General features: G+C 62.2%; 17 protein-coding genes. 7 read left to right on the top strand and 10 right to left on the bottom strand.

Annotated elements, in window-relative coordinates; genetic code table 11:
• The first annotated feature begins 15 nt into the window (after window positions 1-15).
• The 4 genes from DZC73_RS25950 (at window position 16) to DZC73_RS25935 (ending at window position 7,881) form a co-directional block, all read left to right on the top strand.
• Window positions 16-3,138, top strand: a complete 3,123-nt coding sequence (locus DZC73_RS25950) for a hypothetical protein (protein ID WP_124543285.1) — start codon at window positions 16-18, stop codon at window positions 3,136-3,138.
• Entirely contained in the window at window positions 3,135-7,043 is a 3,909-nt protein-coding gene (locus tag DZC73_RS25945) for a helicase (protein WP_124543284.1), read from the top strand. The genes DZC73_RS25950 and DZC73_RS25945 overlap by 4 nt, the downstream gene beginning before the upstream one ends.
• A 53-nt stretch (window positions 7,044-7,096) precedes the next feature.
• A complete protein-coding gene (locus tag DZC73_RS25940; protein ID WP_124543283.1) occupies window positions 7,097-7,402 on the top strand; it encodes a phosphatidylserine/phosphatidylglycerophosphate/cardiolipin synthase in 306 nt (101 codons plus the stop codon).
• 62 nt (window positions 7,403-7,464) lie between these two features.
• Window positions 7,465-7,881: a hypothetical protein gene (locus DZC73_RS25935; RefSeq protein ID WP_124543282.1), complete on the top strand. Its 417-nt coding sequence runs from the start codon at window positions 7,465-7,467 to the stop codon at window positions 7,879-7,881.
• 308 nt (window positions 7,882-8,189) lie between these two features.
• On the opposite strand, the gene DZC73_RS25930 is transcribed toward DZC73_RS25935, so the two are convergent.
• The 4 genes from DZC73_RS25930 to DZC73_RS25915 form a co-directional block, all read right to left on the bottom strand.
• Window positions 8,190-8,873, bottom strand: coding sequence for an AlbA family DNA-binding domain-containing protein (locus tag DZC73_RS25930; RefSeq protein ID WP_124543281.1), 684 nt, complete (start codon window positions 8,871-8,873; stop codon window positions 8,190-8,192).
• 26 nt (window positions 8,874-8,899) lie between these two features.
• Complete coding sequence (locus DZC73_RS25925; RefSeq protein WP_124543280.1) at window positions 8,900-10,357, bottom strand: hypothetical protein; 1,458 nt, start codon at window positions 10,355-10,357, stop codon at window positions 8,900-8,902.
• A gap of 8 nt (window positions 10,358-10,365) precedes the next feature.
• A complete protein-coding gene (locus DZC73_RS25920; RefSeq protein ID WP_124543279.1) occupies window positions 10,366-11,148 on the bottom strand; it encodes a hypothetical protein in 783 nt (260 codons plus the stop codon).
• A gap of 79 nt (window positions 11,149-11,227) precedes the next feature.
• Window positions 11,228-12,067 (bottom strand): hypothetical protein, encoded by an 840-nt coding sequence (locus tag DZC73_RS25915; RefSeq protein ID WP_124543278.1) that lies wholly within the window; start codon window positions 12,065-12,067, stop codon window positions 11,228-11,230.
• A 238-nt stretch (window positions 12,068-12,305) separates the two neighbouring features.
• Between DZC73_RS25915 and DZC73_RS25910 the strand changes: the two genes are divergently transcribed.
• Together DZC73_RS25910 and DZC73_RS25905 are read left to right on the top strand one after the other, a co-directional pair.
• Window positions 12,306-13,259: an IS1595 family transposase gene (locus tag DZC73_RS25910; protein WP_124543277.1), complete on the top strand. Its 954-nt coding sequence runs from the start codon at window positions 12,306-12,308 to the stop codon at window positions 13,257-13,259.
• Window positions 13,260-13,271: 12 nt separating this feature from the next.
• Window positions 13,272-14,327, top strand: a complete 1,056-nt coding sequence (locus DZC73_RS25905; RefSeq protein ID WP_124543276.1) for a hypothetical protein — start codon at window positions 13,272-13,274, stop codon at window positions 14,325-14,327.
• A 530-nt stretch (window positions 14,328-14,857) separates the two neighbouring features.
• Here the strand turns inward: DZC73_RS25905 and DZC73_RS25900 are convergent.
• Complete coding sequence (locus DZC73_RS25900) at window positions 14,858-15,880, bottom strand: DNA-binding protein (protein WP_124543275.1); 1,023 nt, start codon at window positions 15,878-15,880, stop codon at window positions 14,858-14,860.
• A gap of 113 nt (window positions 15,881-15,993) precedes the next feature.
• On the opposite strand from DZC73_RS25900, the gene DZC73_RS25895 reads away from it, so the two are divergent.
• Window positions 15,994-17,163, top strand: coding sequence for a tyrosine-type recombinase/integrase (locus DZC73_RS25895; RefSeq protein ID WP_124543274.1), 1,170 nt, complete (start codon window positions 15,994-15,996; stop codon window positions 17,161-17,163).
• A 108-nt stretch (window positions 17,164-17,271) separates the two neighbouring features.
• Here the strand turns inward: DZC73_RS25895 and DZC73_RS25890 are convergent, their stop codons facing one another.
• The 5 genes from DZC73_RS25890 to DZC73_RS25870 form a co-directional block, all read right to left on the bottom strand.
• On the bottom strand, window positions 17,272-18,027 hold the full coding sequence (locus tag DZC73_RS25890) for a hypothetical protein (protein ID WP_124543273.1): 756 nt from the start codon (window positions 18,025-18,027) through the stop codon (window positions 17,272-17,274).
• Between the two features lie 68 nt (window positions 18,028-18,095).
• Complete coding sequence (locus DZC73_RS25885) at window positions 18,096-19,103, bottom strand: BTB/POZ domain-containing protein (RefSeq protein ID WP_124543272.1); 1,008 nt, start codon at window positions 19,101-19,103, stop codon at window positions 18,096-18,098.
• 92 nt (window positions 19,104-19,195) lie between these two features.
• Complete coding sequence (locus DZC73_RS25880) at window positions 19,196-19,912, bottom strand: hypothetical protein (protein WP_124543271.1); 717 nt, start codon at window positions 19,910-19,912, stop codon at window positions 19,196-19,198.
• Window positions 19,909-20,253, bottom strand: a complete 345-nt coding sequence (locus tag DZC73_RS25875; protein ID WP_124543270.1) for a hypothetical protein — start codon at window positions 20,251-20,253, stop codon at window positions 19,909-19,911. The genes DZC73_RS25880 and DZC73_RS25875 overlap by 4 nt, the downstream gene beginning before the upstream one ends.
• Window positions 20,254-20,263: 10 nt before the next feature.
• Complete coding sequence (locus DZC73_RS25870; protein ID WP_124543269.1) at window positions 20,264-22,810, bottom strand: heavy metal translocating P-type ATPase; 2,547 nt, start codon at window positions 22,808-22,810, stop codon at window positions 20,264-20,266.
• Window positions 22,811-22,815 lie beyond the last annotated feature (5 nt).

Below are 22,815 nucleotides of genomic sequence, written 5' to 3'. Positions count from 1 at the left end.
TCGAAAGGACCGACCATGCCTACCCTGCCTACGCGCGTCGGGTCGATCGTCGACGCCCGGACCGTCACTCCTTCGCTGGATCTGGCCGAACTGGCTGGCCAGCTTGCCAAGGCGATTCCGCCAAACGGCGAGGCGCAGGCCGCGCTGCCACTTGTGTCGACCGCAGCGCGGCGCGTGCACATCAACGTTCGTGGCGTCATGCATCGCCTGTTCCACAACGGTGACCACGCGTTCGAGAAAGCGTTCACGCCCGGTGAGGACGCAGGCTTCCTGCGGGACTTGTCCGCGCCACCGCGTGCGACCACGGCCCGGGTGGGTGGCCGGCTCCTGAGCGGCACCGAGAGTGTCACCTCCAAGAGCATCGGTCGTCTGCACGAGGCCATCAATGAGGTGCTGGACGGCGCGCTCGCCGATGTCGAGTTGAAGGACCTCACCCTGCCCTCGCTGGACGCGGCCATGGCTGCGTTTGCCACCTCCATCACTGAGCGCAAACCAGAACTCGCTGCGCACGCGAGCATGGTGCCCATCGTCTTCGCGTCAACCGAACGGCGCGCCGAAGAGCGCGGCAAGGACATTGGCCGTGTCCTCACTGCGATTGAAACTGTCGACGGGAACGATTGGCTGGAATCGCTGCTGGCGGGCATTGCGAATGTGATGCGCAAGGAAGGCCTGGATGACGAGATCGACGGCGCGCTCACGGAAATTCGGAACCAGCGCAGTCGGCCCGACAGCCTGATCAGGGCCTTTCTGGACTTTTTGGACGATCAGGCCCTTGCTCGTGTGCGCTTGCGCGTCACCATGCGGCTTATGGACGCGCTCGCGCTGCAAAGCAACCGAGCCGGCTTCAAGGCCTATGTCTCCAGAGTGCGCGAGTGCCACGAACAGATTGCAGGCATCGACGGTGAAGCCGTGGTGCTGGACGCGAGCACGGTCTACGGCGGCAACAACACTTCCGACCTCGCCGAGCACCTGCGCAAGGCGCTGTTCTATACCTGTCTGCCGGCGTGGGCGCAAGGATCGAGCCAGCTCTTCGAAACCCGCGCCGAGCAATCGCGAGGCTTTGCGACGGTTCGTGAAGTCTCCTACCGCTTCAGGGTGAACGGCGACAACCCGCAGACTCAGAAATCGGCGTTCGACTCCCGCATGGACCGCCTGCACGATCACCTCTTCACGGCGCCGGACCCAAACGCGTTCGTGCGTCGGGACATTGCGGAGTTGGTGTTCCTGCACCTCGCGGTGCCCGATTCGATCGAAGACCCCACCCCGCTGAATGTGCTCGAGGAGGCTCGGCGCGTGGCCGCTGAACTCAAGGCCGATCCTTTGCGCACGCTCAAAGCGCTCCATTCGTCCTTGATGTCACGCTCGCGCACGATGCAAGCGGTGGCCGACGAACTGATCGAGTTGCTCAAAAGCAAGGTCAACCGGGTGGTTCCCATCGCCAACGGCAGCGTCGACCGCTTTACGGTGACGGTCCACCGGGACATCCTCAACCGTGAAAATCTCGACTCGATCGGGCCCAACTCCGACGTGCTCAAGCGCGCGGAAAGCGGCGACGACGATGTCGAATGGTTCAAGCACCTGACGGTTTCCGAGGAACCCGTCGTGCTGGGCGGGATCGCGTCCTATGTTGTCAAGACAGAGTTGAAGGAGCGATCTCTGGCCGCTGCCGGTCCGGCGCGCTCGATGACGATGGAGCGCGACGTGGATCACCCGGTCCTGCCCATCCGCTTCGTGCCGCACCGCTGGTTGAAGGACGAACAGCGGGCGATCGTGGATGTGGCGCAGCCCGGGCTCTTCGATGCCGGCGCCGGCATCGATGTCGCCTACCCGCTCGACATGCTGACCATGCGTCGCAAGAAGGACGAAAAGGAAAAGGCGCAGTCCGAGCAGTTTCGGGCAGCCTCCTGTGTGGCAGTCACGCTGCTCGTGTACGTGACGCTGTGGGAACTGCAGCGCCGAGTGCGCTCCGAACTGCCCGACACTGCCTTGACGATGATCCGCCTGGCTCACACCCCCGCCCAGGCCGGCAAGGAAGAAGACGCCAACGATCCCAATACCGCCGTGTATGCGATCAGCCAGGCGCTGGAGAAGGCGCTGGCTCGCGAAGGCGCTGTCAAGCTGCAAGGCGTCACGACCAAGGCAGTCGGCAATCGCGACAACATGCAATACAAGCGCAAGGGAGCACTGAACGCGATGCTCGGTGGTCAGCCGCTGCGTTTCGAGTTCGAGGGTAGCCTCGACAAGGTCGCGCTCGTCACCTATGTCACCCGGCCGTGTGACGAACATGCCGCGCATGCCGACGCGGACGGCTACTTGTTCATGAGCCGCACCTACGTGGCGCAACGCGGAGAAAAGGGGGCAGTCCTGCGCACCTTGAACATGCGCACCCGCGTGGTCGACAGCCAAAAGGACTTCAAGAACCCGCAGCCGATCCTGGAGGAACTCGCGCGACTTCGCGAGGACGGTTTCGCGCACGTCATGCTCTTGTCCCACCATTTCGGAAATCGCCACATCGGACGCGCTGCTGAACGACATGCCCCCCACGGTACGGTCGAATTCTTGGATGAGGCGGTCAAGCGCTATCCCGAGATGAGCCTGTACCCCTTGCGACGGGACGTTTTTCCGGCGACTCGGCTGCGAAAGCGCGATACCGCGGAGAGTGGTTTTGAGGTGATGACGTTCAAGGACCACCAGGAGATGTACGAGGCCCTGTCAACGGACGCGCTGCGCAGTATCCTGCCCGTGTACACCTTCGCCACGCTCGCGGTGGTCGGCGAAGAGAAGCATCGGCCGCAATCGGGCTTTTGCACCTACTTCTTCGACGCCGAACAGCGCATCACTGACATCGAGGCCGCCAAACTCGCGGAGCAGAACATGCTCGGCCTGGGTGGCCAGGACGGCATTCGCCGCTCGCTGGTCAGTGTGCTGCGTGCGGTGCACTTCATGGAAAGCGAGAAGCCCGCGTCGCGCTCGGTCTTGCTGCCGGTGCTCGATCCGTTCGGCTGGGTGGACCCACAAAAGCGTGCGGCGGCGGGCGAGGTGCAGGTGATGAGCCGGCGTCGCGCGGGCACGGTGCTGCTGTCCTTGCCGGCCGTTCTCGCCCACGTGACGAAGGTGCTGCACAAGGAAGCGCCATGAGTGCCCTCTTAGGCGATCCGGCGGACGCACTGAGTTTCCATGCTCAATCGGTGCTGTGGGGCCAGGCCTACGAGTTGCTCGTCAAACGTGGAGTGATGGCCTGCCTGTTGGAGCAAGGTCTTCTTCAGAGGGACCGTCCGGGCCTTGAAGGCTGGCGCGAGACCCGCCTCATGGTCGTGGCCACTCGCTTGTCGGACCAGCTGGATTTGGTTGACGAAGCGGCGCGAGACGTGGTCAAGGCCGCCGTCGAGCACATGGCGCTCACCGCCTACGGCGTCGGCTACACGGCCACGCGCGCCTATCTCGACAGCATCCGGACCAAGTTGCGTGGCCGCGGGGAATTGACCGTTCGCGCGCTGTGGTGCCCGCTGATGTTGCCAGGTAACGTGCCCGAGGATCGAGCAGCCTCCCAACTTGCTTTGCGTGAGGTCTTCCAGACCGAGTTCGGTCTCACCGGTGCAATCGATCCGCAGTGGTCACTCAAGGGCTATCCCGCCAACGCCGATTTCTTGCTCTGGTTGTCTGCCAGCAGTGCTGAAGACTTCCTGCTCGTGCAGGAGTACTCCTTCGACATGCCGGCCTCTCTGGGCGACTTTCGCGAACAAGGGACACACCTCGATGAACTGATGCGCCATCGACGGATCGTGGACTCGCGAAGTGTCTTTGCCCGAGTGGCCAGCGAGGTCGACCGCGAACGTTTCGAACTCTCCGAGGACATCAAGAACCACCTGGGCGCCCTGACCGGCGAGAACAAGCCGCTCTACAAGCTGTGCCAGGCGGCCTCCTACGTCGAACGCATGGTCGAATTGATGCGTGCACGCGGCGTGCTGACCACGACGTGCTCGGCACGTGCACTGGCCATCACCCCCAATGGACTGGAGAGCCTTGCTGCCACGTACTCGATCGACGGGCCCGTCGACGCCCGTGTCGAGTTGATGGCGCAAATGGGGGCCGCATATCGCCAGGCGCAGAAGACTTCCGATGGCGACGACGCGGCGCTGACCGAGCGTATCGCGAGCCTCTTTCGCAGCATGCTCAACAAGCTGCCCAAGCCGCTGCGCGATGGCATGGCCGGCCTTCGCGCCGTGCCCAAGCCGGGCGAGGACTACTTGTTCGAGTTCGATGAGGAGTTGAAGGACTTCGCCAACCCCGTGGACACGTTCCCGCTCGCCGACGCCATCGATCTCGTGGAGGACACACCGGCCTTGCGGTCGTACTTCGGGGAACCGCCAAAACTGGCTGTCGAACGCTCCATGCGCGACTTCGCCCGCGGGGCGCATGCGCTGAGCCTGCGCGACATGCACGCGGCAGCCGTCGTTGCAGGACTGAACTGCTCCACCCCGGGCAAGCTCAACGTCATTGCCCTGGAAGGCAACCCCGGCATCGGCAAGACCACGGCGATTCGCCGCCATCTGTCGAAGAAGGAAGACGGCTACCTGTTTCTCTACGTCAGCCCGCGCGTGGTCATCAACCGCGACGTAACGCAGAACATGGCGCGCACCAGTGAAGGCGAGACCACGGGAATCCTGACGATCACCACCAATGCGCAACTGATCGCCGCGGCGGAACGCTGGCACGCCAAGCAGGTGGAGTCCGGAATCGACACAAAGCGCCACATCGCGGGCGCTGTGGTGGCCGACGGGGTGCCGGGACTGCGCATCCCGGATGGAGCGATGCTGGTGCTCAGCCCGGAAGAGGAGCAGGAGATCGATGCGGACCATGCGGGTTCCACCATCCGCAAGAACACCCTGTCCGAGCATGAGGACCTCGTCAAAGAACGCCCATTGACCGGAGTGCTCAAGGGCATGGCGTCCACGGCCCGGGAGTTGCTGGACCTCAATCCCGCTGTGAATCGACTCGTGCTGACCGCGGCGCTGCAGGGCTTTCGTGAACGAGCGAACCAGCAGACCACGATCGATGCCCTGTCCAGCCTGTTCAAGAACAAGGCCTCCACCGCGGCGGGTCGGGAGGACCGGCACCGCTTCGCACGGGGAATGCCCACCATCGTGGTGATGGTGGATGAACTCGCCGGCGACGGTGCCGGCGCTCGGTTCGTGCACACGGTGGCGATGTGGCTCAACAAGGAGTTCATCCTTGCGTTCGAAGACACGCCCTCGCCTTTCACGGTCACCCTGGTGGTTTCGGATGCCTCCCTTGGCAACGAGCTGGTGCTGAACCGCTACCTCAACGCAGGTGAACGAGCGCCCGACAAGGTTCTGGTGTCACGGTCCGCGGGGCGGCTGCCGTTTCGGTTGGCGGCGGACAAGGTGAAGATCGGCGGCGGTATGCGCGAAACCTTGCACGTCATGACCAACAGCTTTCCGGCGAGTGAGCTGCACATGAAGTACCGCGTGAAGCTGAGCGCGGTCCAGATCGAGGAGACCAAGCTCGGCGAGAAGGAAACGCCCCGACAGGCGATCCGCCGGGTTGCCGATGAAACCGTCCTTGCCAATGCCGAAGCAGAGGTGCTGAAGGCACTGGATGCCGGAGCCCGCCAAGTCATCTATTTTGCGCAGGACAAGGTGTTTCTGAGCAGCCTGAAGGCCCGACTCACCGTCGGGTCGGGCCGCGGGCTGTCGGAGAAGACCGTGCAGGTGCTGGACTCCTCGGTACCGGGCCACAAACGCCGGCTGCTTGTCGAGCCGCGCGTTCGCGACAAAGTGCGCGTTTTCCTCATGACTTCCTCGGGCGCGCGCGGGGTGTCCTTCCCCCTCACCGACTGGATCATCGCCAGCGTGCCGCGGTTCAACGTCGAAGCCTCGCTCATGGAGATCGCTCAGTTGATCTATCGCGGGCGTGGGACCTACAAGAACGAGGCGGGCGAAGAGCGATCCGGTGACAGCGTGCCTCGGCACCTTGTGATGCTGGTGGACGACTACATCGTGTCCGAAGGCGGCATCGACGAGCGGCAATGGTTGCGGCAGTCGCTCGATCTGATGACCTTGCTCGTGATGCTGCGCGCGACCGTCTTCACCCGCATCACCGGCGACGCGGGCCTGCGGCAGAACCTCGCCCTTGTGCCGGTGGGCGCCGTCGGCACCTCCGAACTCGTGAGCCTGATGTCGCAGTACGTCGGACAGTTCGTAAAGGAAGCCGAAGTCTTCAAGCTCCGCAGCAGTAACAAGGAATTGATCGCGTTGGCCGAACGTGCACGCGCGAACGTGGTCGACATCTTCTCGCGCACGAAGCTTCATGGCGTGGCCAAAAGGGGCGAGGATGGTCGGTCGATGGTCAAGGCGTCCTGCCTGCAGGCACTTTGTGACGTGGCCGCCAGCCCGATGGGACCCCTGCTCACCGCCGCGGTGGGCGACCCCAGCCTTCCCGATCACGTCTTCTTCAGCGGACCGGTGATCGTTGAGACCTGGCAAGGCTTCGAGAAGCAGGAGGTGTTTGCGTTCGAGGGGCATGAGACGCAGATGAATCTCGGCATCCGGCGACTCGTCGCTCAGCTGTATGAAATCGACCGCCAGCGGGACTTTCCACCAGCACTGCGCATTCCGGCGACCAATCTGCTTCGGCTGCTCATGCGCGACCAGCACGATGCCGCCAATGAGTTTCGAACGTTGAAGGAACTGCGCTCACCCAACACCTGGGTGGCAGTCCCCGCCGGACACCAGCAGTTCCGCTTCTCCAGCGATGTCGACGAAAGCCAGCCGTTCAGGCTTGACGATCCGCCACTTTGGCACGAAGCGCTTGGGCGGTCATTGAACGCAGGATCTTCCATGATGCCGCCACTGCCCACCTACGAATCGTTTCCATGGGCGGCAGTGGTGGGCGAAGTCAGCCCACTCAAGCTCGATCTCGTCTTCGACGATCGCTACTTCATGGCATCCAACGAGTTGAACCTGCTCAACACCCTTCTGCTTGCGCGCGACGAGGACGCCAGTGCATCCGGTTCGAACTGACCGGCCGCCTGACGGGTTTCAACTACGCTCTACCTTTGACCTAAGGAGGACCCATGACTGTGCATGCCGTGACGAAAGTTCGCCTGGACGACGATGGCAGAGTGACCGGGGTCGAGTGGGGACGCGTCGACACCATCAACAACCAATGGGAAACCGGACCCGCTGTGGCGGACGTGATCGATGTAGTTGACGCGATCCACGCGGGCGACGCGGTGTTCGCGCTCTTCTCGACCGCGGCCGGCATGGTGCCAGGTCAACGCTTCATCACTGTCGCCTATGCCACCGGGTGGGAGACCATCACCTTGGACGGAGCGCCTGTGCATGAACGGGAAATCCACAACATGGCGCGGATCGCCTGAATTGAAAGAACTCCCATGGTGAAGTTTGGGCTCTGCGGGAGTCACGTATGGAAAGCACAACCATGAATGACACCCAAAAAACCGACGTTTGTGTGGAAGCCGGTAGAGCCAGTCTCGACAGGGAGGCATGGGAGGCGCTTGCCTTCTTGAGCGGACTGTGCCCGAGCCTGACGTGTGACTTGGACCAGCCGATGGTGGCGGCGCAGGGCATCTTCGACGCGGTGCAAGCAGATCGCGCCGAGTGGATGCGCCGAGCGACGGAAGCCGATGCCTCTGTTGTCACAATGAACCGTCTGTATGCCAAGACATGCGATGCGCAGTCTGAACTGGCAATGATGCTCAAGCTTTGTGCGCATAAGCTGCGCCGTAGCGGGGACGCTGACCTGGGCGACAAGGCAGTGGAACTGCTGCGAAAGCACGACCTGATCGGCTCGCCGCTGCGAGTTGATTCCACACCAGTTCTTCCAGAAGGATGTTGATGATGTCCGGCAGTGCCTGCTTGGTGGCCGCGGCTTTCAGTGCCTGGGTTTCCGGCCAACCGGTTCCGTCGTCATCGAGTAGCCGCAGCCCGACGTATTCGCACACGCGCCGCTGGTGTCGTTCGGGCCACTCATGCGCTGCGTGTTCTTGTTTGCGCGCAACTGGGGAAACTGCTGGCGAATTGCGGCAGTGTGCAACGGCGCGCTCACGGCACCTGCCCCTTTTCAATGGCCGCGGGCAAATGCGACCACGGAAGTGGCCGTCGCGGTACGGGAGAGAGCGTTTCAGCGCAATTGCCGGCGACCCATCATTTCGGAAAGCTCACGAGCACCATCGTTCTCCACTTCTCGTGGTCGTAGGTGATCGTGGTGTGCGCAAGAGGCTCGGAGAACCGAACGCCGCTGTTGATGTCCTCGAAGGTGACCAAGTGCGCGGTACACCCAAGCAGCCGGCATTCGCGCGATTCCTTGTAGGTGGCGTCTTGCAGTGGACGGTTGCTGCCCAGTTTGTAGCCGATGCCCTGCACCGTGAAGAGTTGATCACGATGCTGCACGATCTCGCGCGCCTTGTCCACGCGGCTGAGAATCAGCTCCTCGTACTGCTCTGCGGTGGCCTTGGGACTCTCCGAGCCGCGACGCACGTAGGCCGGACCGCTGAAATGTGGGCGGCGGGCGCTTGACGGAAACACGGCGGCAACGACCTTCTTGCCAGCAACGTCGAGAATCTGCATTGAGCACGCGATAGGCGGGTAGCAGTCGTTGTCACAGGCGTCGCGGATACGCTTTTGCAGAGCATCGGTATTGCCTACCCCCAGCACTTGACCTTTGTCGTGAATGCCGACAAGCAGGACTGCTTCGCGGCCTTCTGGCACCGAGTTGGCAAACGCGCACGCAGTCTGGCGAAGCTCCGAGGCGGATACGCCTTCGACCTTTCGTTCGACGAAGTTGTCCTCATGATCAGAGACCTTTTGCAGCAATTGCTCCGGCGTCATCGTGTCCTCCCGATCTACGAATTTGATCAACCGCCACCATTTTGTGAGGTCCCCGAAGATTCCCGCGGAGGTGCGCCCGTGCCTGAAGTCGCAGCATGCAGAGCGATGACCTTGTCGTGAAAGGCCACAGAGCTGCGCATGTTCTGTGCGATCAGTTGAGCTGGCCGATGCTGGTCAAACAGTATCCGGTCTCTAAACCCACCGCCAAGGAACATGGATACGCCGCCACCTTCATTGGTCTTGATCAACAGCCCACGGAGCGTGAAGTCACCCATGGCCCGTTCCTGCCGCATTCGCGACGACTCCTTCTTCGTTGCCAAGCTCATGTAGCCTGGCTGAATTCGGTTTGCCAGCTCGATCATCTTGGCGATGTCGAGGCACATGACTACGAGGATGTCACCACGAAGAATCTTTTCCCTCAGTTCTCTGGGCAGCAACGTCGCGCCAAGGGGACGAGTGCCGGGATCGAAGAATGAGTCGGTCAGGTTGTGGATCGGCGACTCGCACTTCTCGCGATCCATCCATGCTTGAAAGCCGATGAACGCCATTTTTTGGCTGGAATAGACGCCGAGGTACAAGCACTCGTCGATCACGCCGATCGCCCACTGTTTCGTGTCATTCAGCTGCTGGTAGCAAGCCGTGATGGTGTCCGTCCAGAATTCGCTGGGCTCCTCGGTCGGGTGAATGAAAACCTGAGCACCGGTGCTTGGGTCTGTACCGCCTTCGTCTCGGATTGTGTTGAGGATTGTCTCGTTGCGCTGAGACTGGCGCTTCACTCGCTCGTAGTGTTTCTGGTCGGCCTTGTCATAGCCAGCCGTCGCCAACTTCTCGAAACGCTCGCACCCGGACCGGATTGCAAACTCTGCAGCCGCAGTGATGGCCAAATTCTTCTCGCCTGTCTTTAACTCCGAGAAGACAAGTTCTCCCGTTCCTCTGTTCGCAATCAGCAGGTCGCCGACGTGGACGATTGACAGGATGTCGGTGCACACGACCATGACCTGTGGATCGCGATTGAAGAACTCGGCCGCGGGCATCGCATCATCAATGTTCTTCGCGGACAGGTTGTGCTGCCCACCTTGAACGAAAAGCCGTCGCAGAGTGGAATGCTCACCTGCAAAGATGGTCCAAAGAATGACGTCCAGCGTTCTGCGAAGGACAAGCATCTCGACGCCGATTGCTTGCAGTCTCCGCTTCGCAGCGGTCTGACCTTCTTTGCTGCGAAGGCGACGTTGCTCCGCTTCATCGGCCTGCGCTTCGGAGCGCCGTACGAGCCGTTCCTTCAAGAGAACAGCGATGCGGCGCTGGGCTTCCTTCCAGCCATCATGGACCCTCGCAAAGTAGGCAAGCCATTCTTCTCTTGTCTGCGGTTCGACAGGTGTGTTCTCGATACCGTGGTCGCTGACCAAGTAGTGCAGTTCGAGCACTACCTCAAGGAACTCTTTCGGGAGGTGTTTACCCAGTGGCACGAAGGCACGGACATTCATCGCACACCTCACTTCAGGTGATTGCTCGGCTCCGCAAGCCAGCCAAGTAGCGCATGGACAACGTCCACATCGTCCGGGTATGGCGTGAAGCGCAGTGCAGCACGTGGAATGAGTGTGCCCAATAGACCGCGTTCTTCCGACATGACAACTTCTGCGGGGTTGGTTTTCTGGCTTACCGCGTTCAGGGCATGCCACTGTGTACCGAGGCCAAACGTTCCAGTGGCCTTCGCGGTCTTCAGGTTGACTGTCCTCGTCCCAGCTACGATGACACCGTCCTTCCTCAGGACCACCGTGTCCTCACCGCCGAATGGTGGCTTGTAGATGTCAAGGTGCCCGATGTCCGACAACCTTGAAACCAGGTTTGTCAGCCTCGGTTTGAAGGTGAGCTGACGCACAGCGTCGTAGAAGTGGATCAAGGCGTTGTGGCGCTTGCCGCCGAACACAAGGCGGTCTTCTACCGCCGAAGCTTGCTCTCCCGACAAGAACGTGATCGAGAAACTGGACCTGTTTTGAGAAGGTACGAAATTGAACGACTTGTAGGACTGCCCACCTTTGACGCTCACAACCTGCGACATTGGATGGAACTGCTGCCCGACCTGCACACCGTATTCGAATAGTCGAAACTGCTCGAATTCGCCCAACAGCGTTCCAGTTTCATACTGCGGCGCCTCGGTGGACGGAGGCGAGGAGCGGTCCTCGCCGATCTCGGCGAGGAGACTGCGGTACTCGGCAATCGAGATTTCGCCCGCCGCAAGGCGAGCCTTCAGAACGTTGACGAGCTGGTCACTCACTCCGCCTTCCCCCTCATGCGTTCGAATCCGCGGCGTCACGTTACGGTCTAGCTATCCGAAGAAACCCACATCGGTCGCGTCAGTGCCCACCATGCACGTCTGGCGGCGTCCATATGCTCGATGGCTCGATCAGGGTATCGGGTATCCCGAGTTCAACCAACATCGACTCAACCTCCGAGTAGCGCGATTCGTCCTTCGTGGGGCCAATCATCACTTGGTCGAACAGCGCTGTAGGGTCGAAAGGTATCCCGTGCCCGTCGCGCTTTGGCTTCCGATCAATCCACAGCAGTCGAACTTCATCTTCAAACTTGTACGCCCGCCGCTTCATGTGCAGCCCAGTGGCCGCGGTAGGCGCTGGGTTGTCGTCGGCCTTTCGCATCTTGCTTGCCGTATCTACCAGTTGCTCAATTGGGCAGTAGCGCACACGGCCCATGAATGCCTTGCACTGTTCTTGTCGCGCCGCCTCACGCAGCCACTCGAAGAGTGTTCCAACCTTGGAGCGAAAGCGAACCGCTGGCAGCACGCGAACAGGGTGTTGGGGCTTTTTGGCTGCCGCTCCGGTCTCTTCTTCAGCGCACCTGCATGCGTACATCCGCCAAAACGGTTCATCGAGCCATCGCCGCGTCCAACATGAGCCGTATGCAAAGGCAGTCGCCAAGTGGCTGCCTTTGCGGAAGAGTTGATCGCACCACCACGCTTCGTGCGGATCCTCCCAACGATCTGGAGCGCTGAACCAGAGCTTCCGATCGCGAAGCATCCGGACCGCCTGGTCGGCTCTCATGTATCGGTAGAGCCATTCATTTCGATTCAGGTCAGGGTGGTCATAGATCCCGTGGCCTTTGGCCCATTTCTCCACGAGTCGCCACTTCGGGATCACCTGTGATGCGTTGTCGTCATCCGCGTACACTCCGCCGCCCATTGTTGCCTCCGTGATGTTGTTGGTCTTCCCTCTGTACGTACGGTAGCAGGGCACCCCGCGCCTCGTCGAGCGAGAATTCGCGAAGCGCCTTCTTGCCGCCCCGTCCACGATGCATTGCGGGTCACGGGTAAAGTCAACGTCTCACCTGATCAGCAAGATGATTCAGCCCTCATAGGAGGTAGCTCACGTCATGAGCCAGTGGCCCGCGAGCATGGACGCATCCGATAGGAGATGCGTCATGGCAATGAACCGGGTCCAGTATCAAGCGGGGCTGCCGATGCTCGAATTCTTCGAGGACTACGGGACGCAGGAGCAGTGTGAAGAGCTCGTGAGGGCTTGGCGCTGGCCCCAGGGGTTCGCCTGCCCCCGTTGCGGGCAGACCTGGCACAGCGAGTTCCGCCGCGGCCAGCGGCTGTACTTCCAGTGCAGCGCCTGCCGCTACCAGTGCAGCTTGGTCAGCGGAACCGTGTTCGAGTCCAGCAAGCTGGCGCTGCCCAAGTGGTTCCTGGCCATGCACCTGATGACACAGGCCAAGAACGGGGTGTCGGCGCTGGAGCTCATGCGCCACCTGGGCGTGTCGTACCCGACCGCCTGGCTGCTCAAGCACAAGCTGATGGAGGTGATGCACCTGCGCGAGCAGGGGCGCCAGCTCACCGGGCGCGTGGAGATCGACGACGCCTACCTCGGCGGCGAGATCCAGGGCGGCAAGGCCGGCCGCGGCTCGCCCAACAAGGTCGAGTTCGTCGCCGCCGTGCAGACCACCGAGTCGGGCGAGTCCGTACTGCTGTGCCTGTCCAAGCGACCCTTCACCAAGGAGTCGATCAAGGAGTTCGCGGCGAAGTCCCTGGCTGCTCCGGCCACGCTCGTCTCCGACGGCCTGGGCTGCTTCACCGCCGTGCGCGGCACCGGCATCCTGCACGAGCCCCACGTCACCGGCGGCGGCGCTGCCAGCTCCAAGCATCCGTCGTTTCTGGCCGTCAACACCGTGCTGGGCAACCTGAAGACCGCGCTGGCCGGCACCTACCACGCCTTCGGGTTCGACAAGTACGCCCATCGCTATCTCGCCCAAGTGCAGTACCTATTCAACCGGCGGTACGACTTGCGAGCCATCCTTGTGCGCCTGGCAAGGGCGGCCTGCCAGACCAACCCGTGCCCACTCTTGGCCATCCGTGCGGCTGAATCATCTTGCTGATCAGGACGTCTCATGCTGATTCCCTCGGATATCACAGCCAACTGGGATCAATTCGTCGCGGAGTGCTGCGCGGGTTCTCGGCCACTCGAGTCGCCTGACGAAGTGCAGCGTGCGATCTCCACGCTTCGCCGCATGTGGCCCGAGCGCCTCGATGAAATCCAGGCCAAAGGGGACGGTCCGGCGGTAACGGGACCTGCCATTGCGCTGGGTCAGGATCTCGGGCGGTGTGAGTTTCTGGCCGGCTTCCCTGCAATTCTCGCCAGGTTGCGGGGCGGGGAGAAGGCGGCGATGGCCGAGATTGAAGTCGCCAGCGCATTCGTCGCTCATGGCCTTGTCTTCGAGTTGGAACCCCCCTTGGCAGGCAAGACGCTGGACAGCGTGGTGCGGATCGAGAACGAGGCCGTGTACGTGGAGGTCATCGCACCAGAAACGTCCGAGGCGATGATCGAGGCCTATCGTGACCTGAAGGACGTTGCGGTCGCCATCGTGCAACGTCGTGCGGGCGTGCACGTCGACGTTCTCCTGGGGGTGGATCCGCGGGCAAACAAGCAACGAATCCTCGCAGCGACGGATTCGCTGCCGGCCGACGGGTGGATCAGGCGACTGCCAGATGTCGGTCTGGCGTCCGCGACACCGATAGCTTCTGGCCCGATGACGATTCCGCCCCGCATCAAGTCCCCTGAAACGGCGCCAACGCTCTACAACTTTCATGCTCGGATCGAGCAGAAGACTTGCACCTCAGCGACCGTCGCCAGTCCGATGCAAGACGAGAGAGCCACACGACTATTGACGGCCGAACTGCATCACTTCTCGAAGACCGAGTGCAACGCTCTCATCGTTTGCGTGACCAATGTCCCCGGTGGCCTGACGTGGTGGGAGCCGCTGGTGCGGCGCTGGTTTCAGCCGCAACGCAACACGCGGGTGGGAGCGGTAGTTCTCTACGACGCAGCCGTTGTCGGCTCGCCAATGTACGTGAGCAGACGATGGCGCGTCATCGAGAACGCTCATGCGCTGCGGCCGATCCCACAGGCCTTCTTAGATGCCCTCCGTGGGATGGGTGACTCATGAAGTTCTTTCGGCGCTGATCCTGGGCAGGTGGGCTCAGACGGTGTCAAGCTTCGACGCCATCGCGACATTCCAACCTAGCCGGTGACTCGCTCACGGCGGCATGTCGCTTGTCATCTTCATCGTGGAGATAGATGCTGGTGGTGCTGATCGATGCGTGGCCCAGGGTGTCGCGAACGATACGGTGCAGCGTGGGCACGGACTCGTTGGTCCTTGGGTTGGTTTGCGGATTGCTTGGGCTTGGTTCGACTCGCGCACGGCGACCGCTTTGCTGGCCCTTTGGTATTTTCCAGACATAGATTCGGTGGAATCACAAAATCAACGCACAATGTGAGGTGGGAGAAGAATTATTGGAAATTATTCTCCAGCTATAAAGTCGCTAATGGGCTGCGAGAACCCGCCTGAAGACGGCCTTCGCCACGCCGGCGAGCCCGACTCCCAGTGCGAAGCCATCGTGTCGATTGGGAGATCGGTCGGGAGTCCTAAACCTCTGCAGGAGGCTGCGGGCAAGGAAGTCGACGAGGCGGTCTCTCTTAGGTCGACGCCCTCTTCTTGGTCGGCCTCGATGGTGCTCGCGTCGATACCGTCAGCTTCTCCAGAACGGCCTGGACAGTCTGCGCCTCGGTCCTGTAGTGCGCGGCTTCCTGTTGGCTGGTTTGCAGTTGTTCACGTGCACCGCGCAACTCCTGCTCCAGTGTGCGGTTGGCCTGTTGCATGGCTTTGTGGTCGGCCGACGCGGCGTCGCACTGCGACTGCAGCCGCGCGACCGCCTCCGCGTGCTCCAACGCGGCCTGACGCTCGCGAGCCTCGCGTTGGGAATTCTGCGTGCGTAGCGCTTCCACTTGCTTGTCGGCCTTGGCGCGGGCTTGGCGCTCCTGCTCGATCTCCAGCAGCGCCCGCTTGTCAGCGGCTGCCGCTCGCCGATCCGCTGCGTCGACCGCCTCGCGCGCCTTAGCCAGGTCGCCGCTGAAGCTTTCCTGCGTTCGTTGCTGCTGGGCACGCACCTGTTCGAGCTGGGCCTGCAGTTCCTGGAGCCGCGCCGCGGTGCCGGCATGCGCGCGCGCCTCGGCCTCCCGCTCAATGCGGATGCCCTTAATCGCTTCACCAGCGCTAGTCAACTCGCCACGCAACCGCTCTGCCGTGGCAAGCGCCTGCGTTGCGGTCTGCTCGGCCTGGAGCTGCTCATAGCGCACCCGCTCCTGGTCCGCTTGCAGCTCCACGCGGATGGCAGCGAGTTCACCGCGGGCTGCGGCGGTCGCTTGGCGCCAGATCGACGCAATCGCCTCCGCCGCAGTGACCTTGATCTCCGGCGGCAGATCGGGATGGTCGATCTCCACGCGTGCCTTGGTGCGCAGGTCATCCCAGAACTTGGCCAGCACCTCCGCCGGCGTGCTCATCGTCCCCTTGTGCACGTACTGGTAGAGCTTGTTCGCCGTCGGCGTGACCCCGAATCGGAAGAACAACAGCGCGCAGACCTCGCGGTAGAGCGCTTTCGTGTCGCTGAAACGGCCCTTCAGCGCCTCGACTTCGGCCAGGATCTCGGTTTCGGTGCTCATTGATTGATACTACAACGTAATACGATAATTATCTAACTATCTGAAAAGTTCTATGGACATAATTCATCTAATGTCCACACAATACGAGCCTTCGCGTTTTGGGCTCACGTTCAGTGCCTGATCTCGTACCGATCGATCAGTTGGTCGTGCCCACGGACCTGTCTGGCCGCGACGGGCGCAATCGTGCGACCGGCCTCGCCCAAATCCAGGCCAACGACGATCGTTCCGCGGTGTTGGCCTGGTTGGCCCGCTACGCCAACTCGCCGGCGACGCTGGCGAGCTACAGAAAAGAAGCCGAACGGCTGCTGCTGTGGTGCGTGTTCCAACAGCGCAAGGCACTGTCCGACCTAACGCACGAGGACCTGCTGGTCTACGAGCGATTCCTGGCCAACCCTCAACCTGTTGGGCGTTGGGTGATGAGCGTCGCGCAAAAGGCTGCCCGCTCCTCTCCCGACTGGCGGCCCTTTGCAAGGCCGCTTGAGCCCGTCAGTCAGCGCCAGGCGATGTCGATCCTCAACAGCTTGTTCAACTGGCTGGTTCAAGCCGGCTATCTCGCTGGAAACCCGTTGGCATTGCGCCGGCGGCCACGCACGGGCCGCGCCCCGCGCGTGAGCCGCTTCCTCCCACTGGAGCACTGGGCGGAAGTGCGCACGACGATCGAACTCATGCCCGCGGAAACAGCCCGCGACGCCAAGCACGCTGCACGCAGCCGGTGGCTGTTCTCGCTGCTGTACATCGGCGGCCTGCGCGTGTCCGAGGTCTGCATCAACACGATGGGTGGCATCTTCTGCCGCCGCAGTGCGGACGGCAAGGAGCGCTGGTGGCTCGAACTGACCGGCAAGGGCGACAAGATGCGGCTGGTCCCGGCCACCGACGAGTTGATGGCCGAACTGATCCGCTACCGCAAGGCCAACGATTTGCCACCACTCCCGCGCGAAGGTGACGCCACCCCACTGTTGATGCCGATCATCGGACCCGTCCAGCCGATGGCGCGCACCGCTGTGCACGAACTGGTGAAGGACGTGGTCCGGCGCACAGCGCAGCGTCTGCGCGCCAAGGGGCCGGACTACGAAGCGGCCGCCGCTCACATCGAGAAGGCGTCCACGCACTGGATGCGCCACACGGCCGGCACCCACCAAAGCGATCGGATCGACCTGAAGGCCGTGCGCGACAACCTCGGTCACGCCAACATCGCCACCACAAGCGTGTATGTGCACACCCAGGACGATCAACGACATGACCTGACGACCGGTTCCCACCGCGTCGGCTGGAGCGCGCCATGAGCCAAGTCGACGGACAAATGAGAGGCTGCCTCCTGGATATCACCTTCATCCTGGCCAGTCTTCATGCCCTGACCTGGCACGCCGTACCGCATCACTTCCGCTGTCGCCCTACACGTGCAACGCGATGTTCATATGGCCTAGATCAAATGGCATGAGCGGAGCGGTCCGGTACTTGTCCTGCAGGTAGCTCAGGAGTGCCGGCTCATCCCTCCGATCAATGTCAGCGTCCAGCACATAGGCGCCGCGAGTCTCAGCCTCGATAGGGTCTTCGAGTGCGTTCGGAAAGCGCGCGGCGATTGGTGAACGACGCAAATCGTCGACGCGAGGCGACAACGGGTTCAGGCAAAGCTTCATGGACAGCTTACCGTTCTCCTCGCGGGCAACGATGGCCCCGTCAAGACTTTGCGCGCAGTTGAAGAAGTCGCTGTTCCGGAAAAAGTAGCAGGTGCGAAAGCCGTTGCTCCCCATCTCGATGATCTTCGTCGTCCCGTACAGCGTGGCGATGAACTGGTCAAACTTGGGCCGCGCCTGCAAGCCAGTCGCCGTGAACCACAGGAGAAGGAAATCGTGGGGCCGATCGGCAGAGGACGAATCGAGTTGGCTCGCGGCCTTCTTGATCAGCCCAGACAGTCGATTGTCCCGCGTCAGCGGTGTTGTCGTGTTATGGACTTCACCGCGAGCAAGCACATCACGTCGCTCGCCCAGCCAAGCGACGCTGTCAACCTTGGTTTTTTCCTCGACAAGCATCGCACATCCGTCCATGTGAACCAGGAGATCGGACTCTTCCTTTTCGGAGGTCGGTATGTCAATGACGCTGGCGCCCCAGTGATTCAAGACTGCGCGCGCATAGCAAGGGGGCTTCATGGAAAGTAGTCTAGGGCCGCAGCCGTTGGGCGTCCTGGGCTTCTGGGCGCGACTGTCATGGATGCGTTTCAACCCACCTGTGCGAACCGTACGTGCAGGCCGCCGTCTGGGTTGTCTTGCAGTTGCACGCCACCTTCGGCCATGACTTCCTCAAGCAGTTCTCCGATCAGCTCGAAGGACGAAGGACTCGGCCACTTGCCGTAGTTTGCAAGGATGCGTTCGCAGGCGTCAGACAGACGTTTCCAATAGGGGGCGAACCAATGTTTGGCAAGGGCTTCAGTGGTTTCGGGGAAATCGGCCAGGGTCAATTCACATCCACGCATGTTGCCGAGGTGGTACGCGGCGAATTTCAACAGATTGCTGTATACGTCGTGCACCGCATCCAGCGCCTGCCTGACATTACCGTGGCGCGCGAAAGAAACAATATGGGCATCGGCTTTCTGCCGACTCTCAGAGAGCGCGCGGAGGAAGTTTGTCTCGTAACCCCGAGTTGCTGGATCCCCGAACCCAGCACTGAGAAGTGTTGCTGCAAATTCATCCCAGCAGGACAGTATGGTCTGCCAACGCAGGTGCGCTCGCAGTGTCGGAAATCGTTCGCGACCCACCATCCCAGGGAATGCATCGTCGAAGCGGTGATTGACCTCCACGTGTGCACACTCGTGCGCAACCGTATGAATGGCGGCGGAAAAGAACTCGTTCTTCGGATCGGTCAACTGCTCGACATAGGCGGCGTGGAGCACGATGTGGCTTTTCGCAATGCCGTCGCGCAACACAGAGGTCGTTATCGCAATCCCGACCACTTCGTTGTCCGAGGCCTTAAGTTCCCCGGTGTTTCCGGTGAAGCCGCGATCAAGGTCCCTCAGGGCCTCGGCGTAGTCATAGGCGACGGTGACACCATCGAGGCGGCTCAAATCGAGCACGCGGCTCACTTCTCGAATCACAAACGCAATGGTGTCGCCGACGCTGCGTGCTCGTTCCTCGCTGTCAAATGCCCGCAAGCAGATGTTGTACCCCTCGGGGGCAGTCGGGAGTCTGTCAATCGATTTCTCAGCCTGCGACGTTGCTTGTTCTTCCACGAAGGCCTCCGCATGAAGGCTCCAGTATCGCGCCGCTTCTACCGGTCAACCTAGGCGAACTGCAGTCTTGCAGTCCGGGCGCAAAGCCTCGCTCAGAATCGAAGACCTGCCGCCAATCGAGTCGCATCTAGAGCGGAAAAGTTTTGCTTCGGATCGTGTGCCACACGCACGAACCAGGACGGAAAGTCCAAGGTGGCGATCAAGCCCCAAGCGTGGACGGAGCCACCGTCACCTTGGCCCGTCTTGCGCATGAGGTCCAACGTCATGCGCAAGTCCGCGGCGACTGGCCAGCGGCCGTACAGGTGCCAATCCTTCTGGCCTGTATGAAGGCGATCGTCTGCGATCACTGAAAGCGCGATGCTGCGGCCTCCCTCGCCGTGCCAACCGGCACCCAAGGTGATTGCGTCGTTGGGATCGAAATTTAGATTGAAATACGGCTTGAGGTTCGTGCGGCCCCATCCGACCAGCACGTACCACGGGTCGCCAACTTGCAAGTTGAGGCTTCCGCCGAAGAACCCGCGCGAGGCGGCCTGCAACGAAGGCTGCAGCGTGGCGCTGCCGCCGAGCGCGATGGAGGTGTCGAACCCAGTGCGCGCTTGGCTTCCGAACGTCTGGTCGTGATAGGTGCCGACCCAAACGTTTGTGTCCTCACGGCGCCATCGAAGGTTCACGTCCTGACCGTCGGAGCCATCGCTGTAGCGATAGTCGGCTACGGTCAATTTCCAGGGTTTGCTCTCGCCCGCGTCGGCGGTCGCAATGGCCGGCAACGCGAGCAACGACAGCAGGAAGCAGGACGATCGACTAATCACTTGGTTGGCACTTTGAGTTTGCAAAGCACGGAGTTGACCGTCACCGTGTCGCCCACGTGCACGGCATCGGCTGATGGGATGGGGAATGCCTGGCGGTAGGGTGATCGTCCGATGCGATAGAACACGATTGCGACGTACGTGGGCGCGGACGCAGCCGACGCCTCGATGCAATCGGTGTGAACGTCTGATTTGACATCGGACGCCGGCACGATCTGCTTGATCTCGGCACTGCGCCACCAGTTTTCCGGAGAGGGATCCAGCAGGCTCGCGCAACCCGACATGAGCAATGAGGAACCAGCGGCAAGCAACGCCGCTGGACAAGCGCGTGCAGATGATTTCATCCGTCGTTCCTCATGAGTTCTGCGAAGTGCCGGGTTTCGCCGAGCCGGCGATCCTGGGACCATTGCTCAGCAGGCGCAGGCCGTTGGCCACCACCAGCAGGCTGGCACCCATGTCGGCGAAGACGGCCATCCACATCGTCGCACTGCCGAAGATCGCAAGCACGAAGAACACCGCTTTGATGCCCAGCGCAATCGAGATGTTTTGCCACAGCACTCCGTGCGTACGGCGCGACAGGCGAATGATCTCGGGAATGCGGCGCAGGTCGTCATTCATCACGACGACATCAGCGGCTTCCATCGCCGTGTCGGTGCCTGCGGCGCCCATGGCGATGCCGATGTCCGCCTTGGCCAGTGCGGGGGCGTCGTTGATACCGTCGCCCGCCATCGCCGTCGGGCCGTGGCGGCCTTGCAGCCCTTCCACCGCGGACAGCTTGTCTTCCGGCAGCAGGTTGCCCTGCGCTTCGTCAATGCCCGCCTCCTTGGCGATGCTCGCGGCCGTGGCCGCGTTGTCGCCGGTGAGCAGAACCGGCCTGACGCCCAGGGACTTGAGTTCCTCGATGGCTTGTCGAGAGCTCGGCTTGATCGTGTCGGCCACAGCGAACACCGCCAGGACACCGGCGTCGGACATCAAGAGCGTCACGGTGTGGCCTTGCTGCTCGTGCTCCTGGAGTTTCTGTTCAAGCTCGGCGCTGCATTGGCCGCGCTCCTCGACCAGCCGGTGGTTGCCCAACGCGTAGCACCCACCGTCGACCACGGCTTCCACGCCGCGCCCAGCCAGCGCCTTGAAGTTGCTTACTGAAGCGCTCGCGGCAGACAAGCCGGCGGCGATGGCCTTGGACACGGGATGGTCGGAGCGGCCGGCCAGGCCGGCTGCAAGACGAGCGTTGGCCGCCTGGTCGCCGCTGACGCTTTCCCAGTGCACGAGCTTCGGCTTGCCTTCGGTGACGGTGCCGGTCTTGTCGAGCGCAATCACCCTCAGCTCGCGAGCCTGCTCCAGGTAGGTTCCGCCCTTGATTAACACGCCCCGTCGTGCGGCCGCAGCCAGTGCGCTGACGACGGTCACCGGCGTCGAGATCACAAGGGCACAAGGGCAGCCGATCACCAGCAGCACCAGTGCCTTGTACAGAGACTGCTGCCAGGTCCAGTCTGCGACCCATGGCGCCAACACAGCCACGGCGATGGCCAGTAGAAACACCGCCGGCGTGTAGATGGCTGCAAATCGATCGACGAAGCGCTGGGTGGGTGCGCGTGAGCCTTGCGCTTGTTCGACCGCATGGATGATCCGGGCCAGCGTCGAGTTCGACGCTTCCGAGGTTACCCGTACCTCGATCTCACCGGTCTCGTTGATCGTGCCCGCAAACACGGCGTCGCCGACGGCCTTGTCCACTGGAATCGACTCGCCGGTGACCGGCGCCTGGTTCACCGCGCTCGTGCCGGCGCTCACCGCGCCGTCGAGCGGAATGCGCTCGCCTGGTCGGATGCGGACGACCTGGTCGATCGCAACCTCCGAGGCAGGCGCGGAGCGCCAGGAGCCATCCGCTTGCCGAACCTGCGCGTCGTCAGGTGCCAGCGCCATCAAGCTCTGGATGGCATTTCGTGCGCGATCCACCGACCGGGCTTCGATCAGTTCGGCGATCGCGTACAGCGCCATCACCATGGCCGCTTCCGGCCATTGACCGATCAGGAAGGCGCCGGTGGCGGCGACGCTCATCAGCGTGTTGATGGTGAGGCGGCGTTGGCGAAGCGCGGCAAAGCCCTTGCGGTAGGTGCTCCAGCCGCTGAAGTAGATCGCGAAGGCGGCCAACGCCAGCTCCAGCGCCTTGGCGACCGGTGAGTCTGCGAAGGCGAACGCCAGGACTTCGGCCAGGGTCGCTAGCGCCAACGCCACCAGCAAGCGCGGCAGGTTGGACTTGATTTCACCGTGCTCATCCGCATCGGTGCTGTCGTCGGCGTCCTTTCCCGGTGAGCTGAGCGGCATGGGTTCGAAGCCCGCTCCTCGGATCGCCTGTAATGCTTCGGCCAGCGCTTGCTCGGGTGCCGCGATCGTCACGGTGCGCGCGCCGAGCTGGAACGACAGGCCCTCGATGCATTTGACGGGTTCCAACGCCCGACGGATATCAGCCTCCTCAGATGCGCAGTCCATGTCCGCGATCCGGAACACCGCTCCGCGCGAGCGGTACACCGGTTGCGATGGGCGTGAAGCGAGTGGCACGGCACAGGCGTCCCCGTCGCAAGAGGAAGTGTCGCGACCATCGACTGCAGGCTCCAGCGGCCCCGGCTCAAAACCCGCGCTGCGGATTTCTCGTACCGCGAGGTCCAGCGCGTTCGAAGTGCCTTCGAGGGTCAGCTGCCTCGCGGGAAGATCGAATTGAAGCGACGCCAAGCCGCCAATCCCGGCGACGGCCTGTCGGATCTGACGCTCCTCGGTCGGGCAGTCCATGTTCGAGATGCGCAGCGTCAACGACGAGGCCGGCACGGCGGCGCCGCTGCCGCATGCGCCGCAGCTGCCACTGGCGCACGATGTCGAAGACGACGGGACTTGCACGGGACGATCCATTGCCG

It is taken from the genome of Rhizobacter terrae (genome assembly GCF_003852895.1).
GTDB classification, from domain to species: Bacteria; Pseudomonadota; Gammaproteobacteria; order Burkholderiales; family Burkholderiaceae_C; genus Albitalea; species Albitalea terrae.
This window is presented reverse-complemented; position numbering and strand designations above follow the sequence as displayed.

Coding starts and splice junctions, on each gene's coding strand:
- DZC73_RS25950 (WP_124543285.1), top strand. CDS start 16: ATGCCTACCCTGCCTACGCGCGTCGGGTCGATCGTCGACGCCCGGACC.
- DZC73_RS25945 (WP_124543284.1), top strand. CDS start 3,135: ATGAGTGCCCTCTTAGGCGATCCGGCGGACGCACTGAGTTTCCATGCT.
- DZC73_RS25940 (WP_124543283.1), top strand. CDS start 7,097: ATGACTGTGCATGCCGTGACGAAAGTTCGCCTGGACGACGATGGCAGA.
- DZC73_RS25935 (WP_124543282.1), top strand. CDS start 7,465: ATGAATGACACCCAAAAAACCGACGTTTGTGTGGAAGCCGGTAGAGCC.
- DZC73_RS25930 (WP_124543281.1), bottom strand. CDS start 8,873: ATGACGCCGGAGCAATTGCTGCAAAAGGTCTCTGATCATGAGGACAAC.
- DZC73_RS25925 (WP_124543280.1), bottom strand. CDS start 10,357: ATGAATGTCCGTGCCTTCGTGCCACTGGGTAAACACCTCCCGAAAGAG.
- DZC73_RS25915 (WP_124543278.1), bottom strand. CDS start 12,067: ATGGGCGGCGGAGTGTACGCGGATGACGACAACGCATCACAGGTGATC.
- DZC73_RS25910 (WP_124543277.1), top strand. CDS start 12,306: ATGGCAATGAACCGGGTCCAGTATCAAGCGGGGCTGCCGATGCTCGAA.
- DZC73_RS25905 (WP_124543276.1), top strand. CDS start 13,272: ATGCTGATTCCCTCGGATATCACAGCCAACTGGGATCAATTCGTCGCG.
- DZC73_RS25900 (WP_124543275.1), bottom strand. CDS start 15,880: ATGAGCACCGAAACCGAGATCCTGGCCGAAGTCGAGGCGCTGAAGGGC.
- DZC73_RS25890 (WP_124543273.1), bottom strand. CDS start 18,027: ATGAAGCCCCCTTGCTATGCGCGCGCAGTCTTGAATCACTGGGGCGCC.
- DZC73_RS25875 (WP_124543270.1), bottom strand. CDS start 20,253: ATGAAATCATCTGCACGCGCTTGTCCAGCGGCGTTGCTTGCCGCTGGT.
- DZC73_RS25870 (WP_124543269.1), bottom strand. CDS start 22,810: ATGGATCGTCCCGTGCAAGTCCCGTCGTCTTCGACATCGTGCGCCAGT.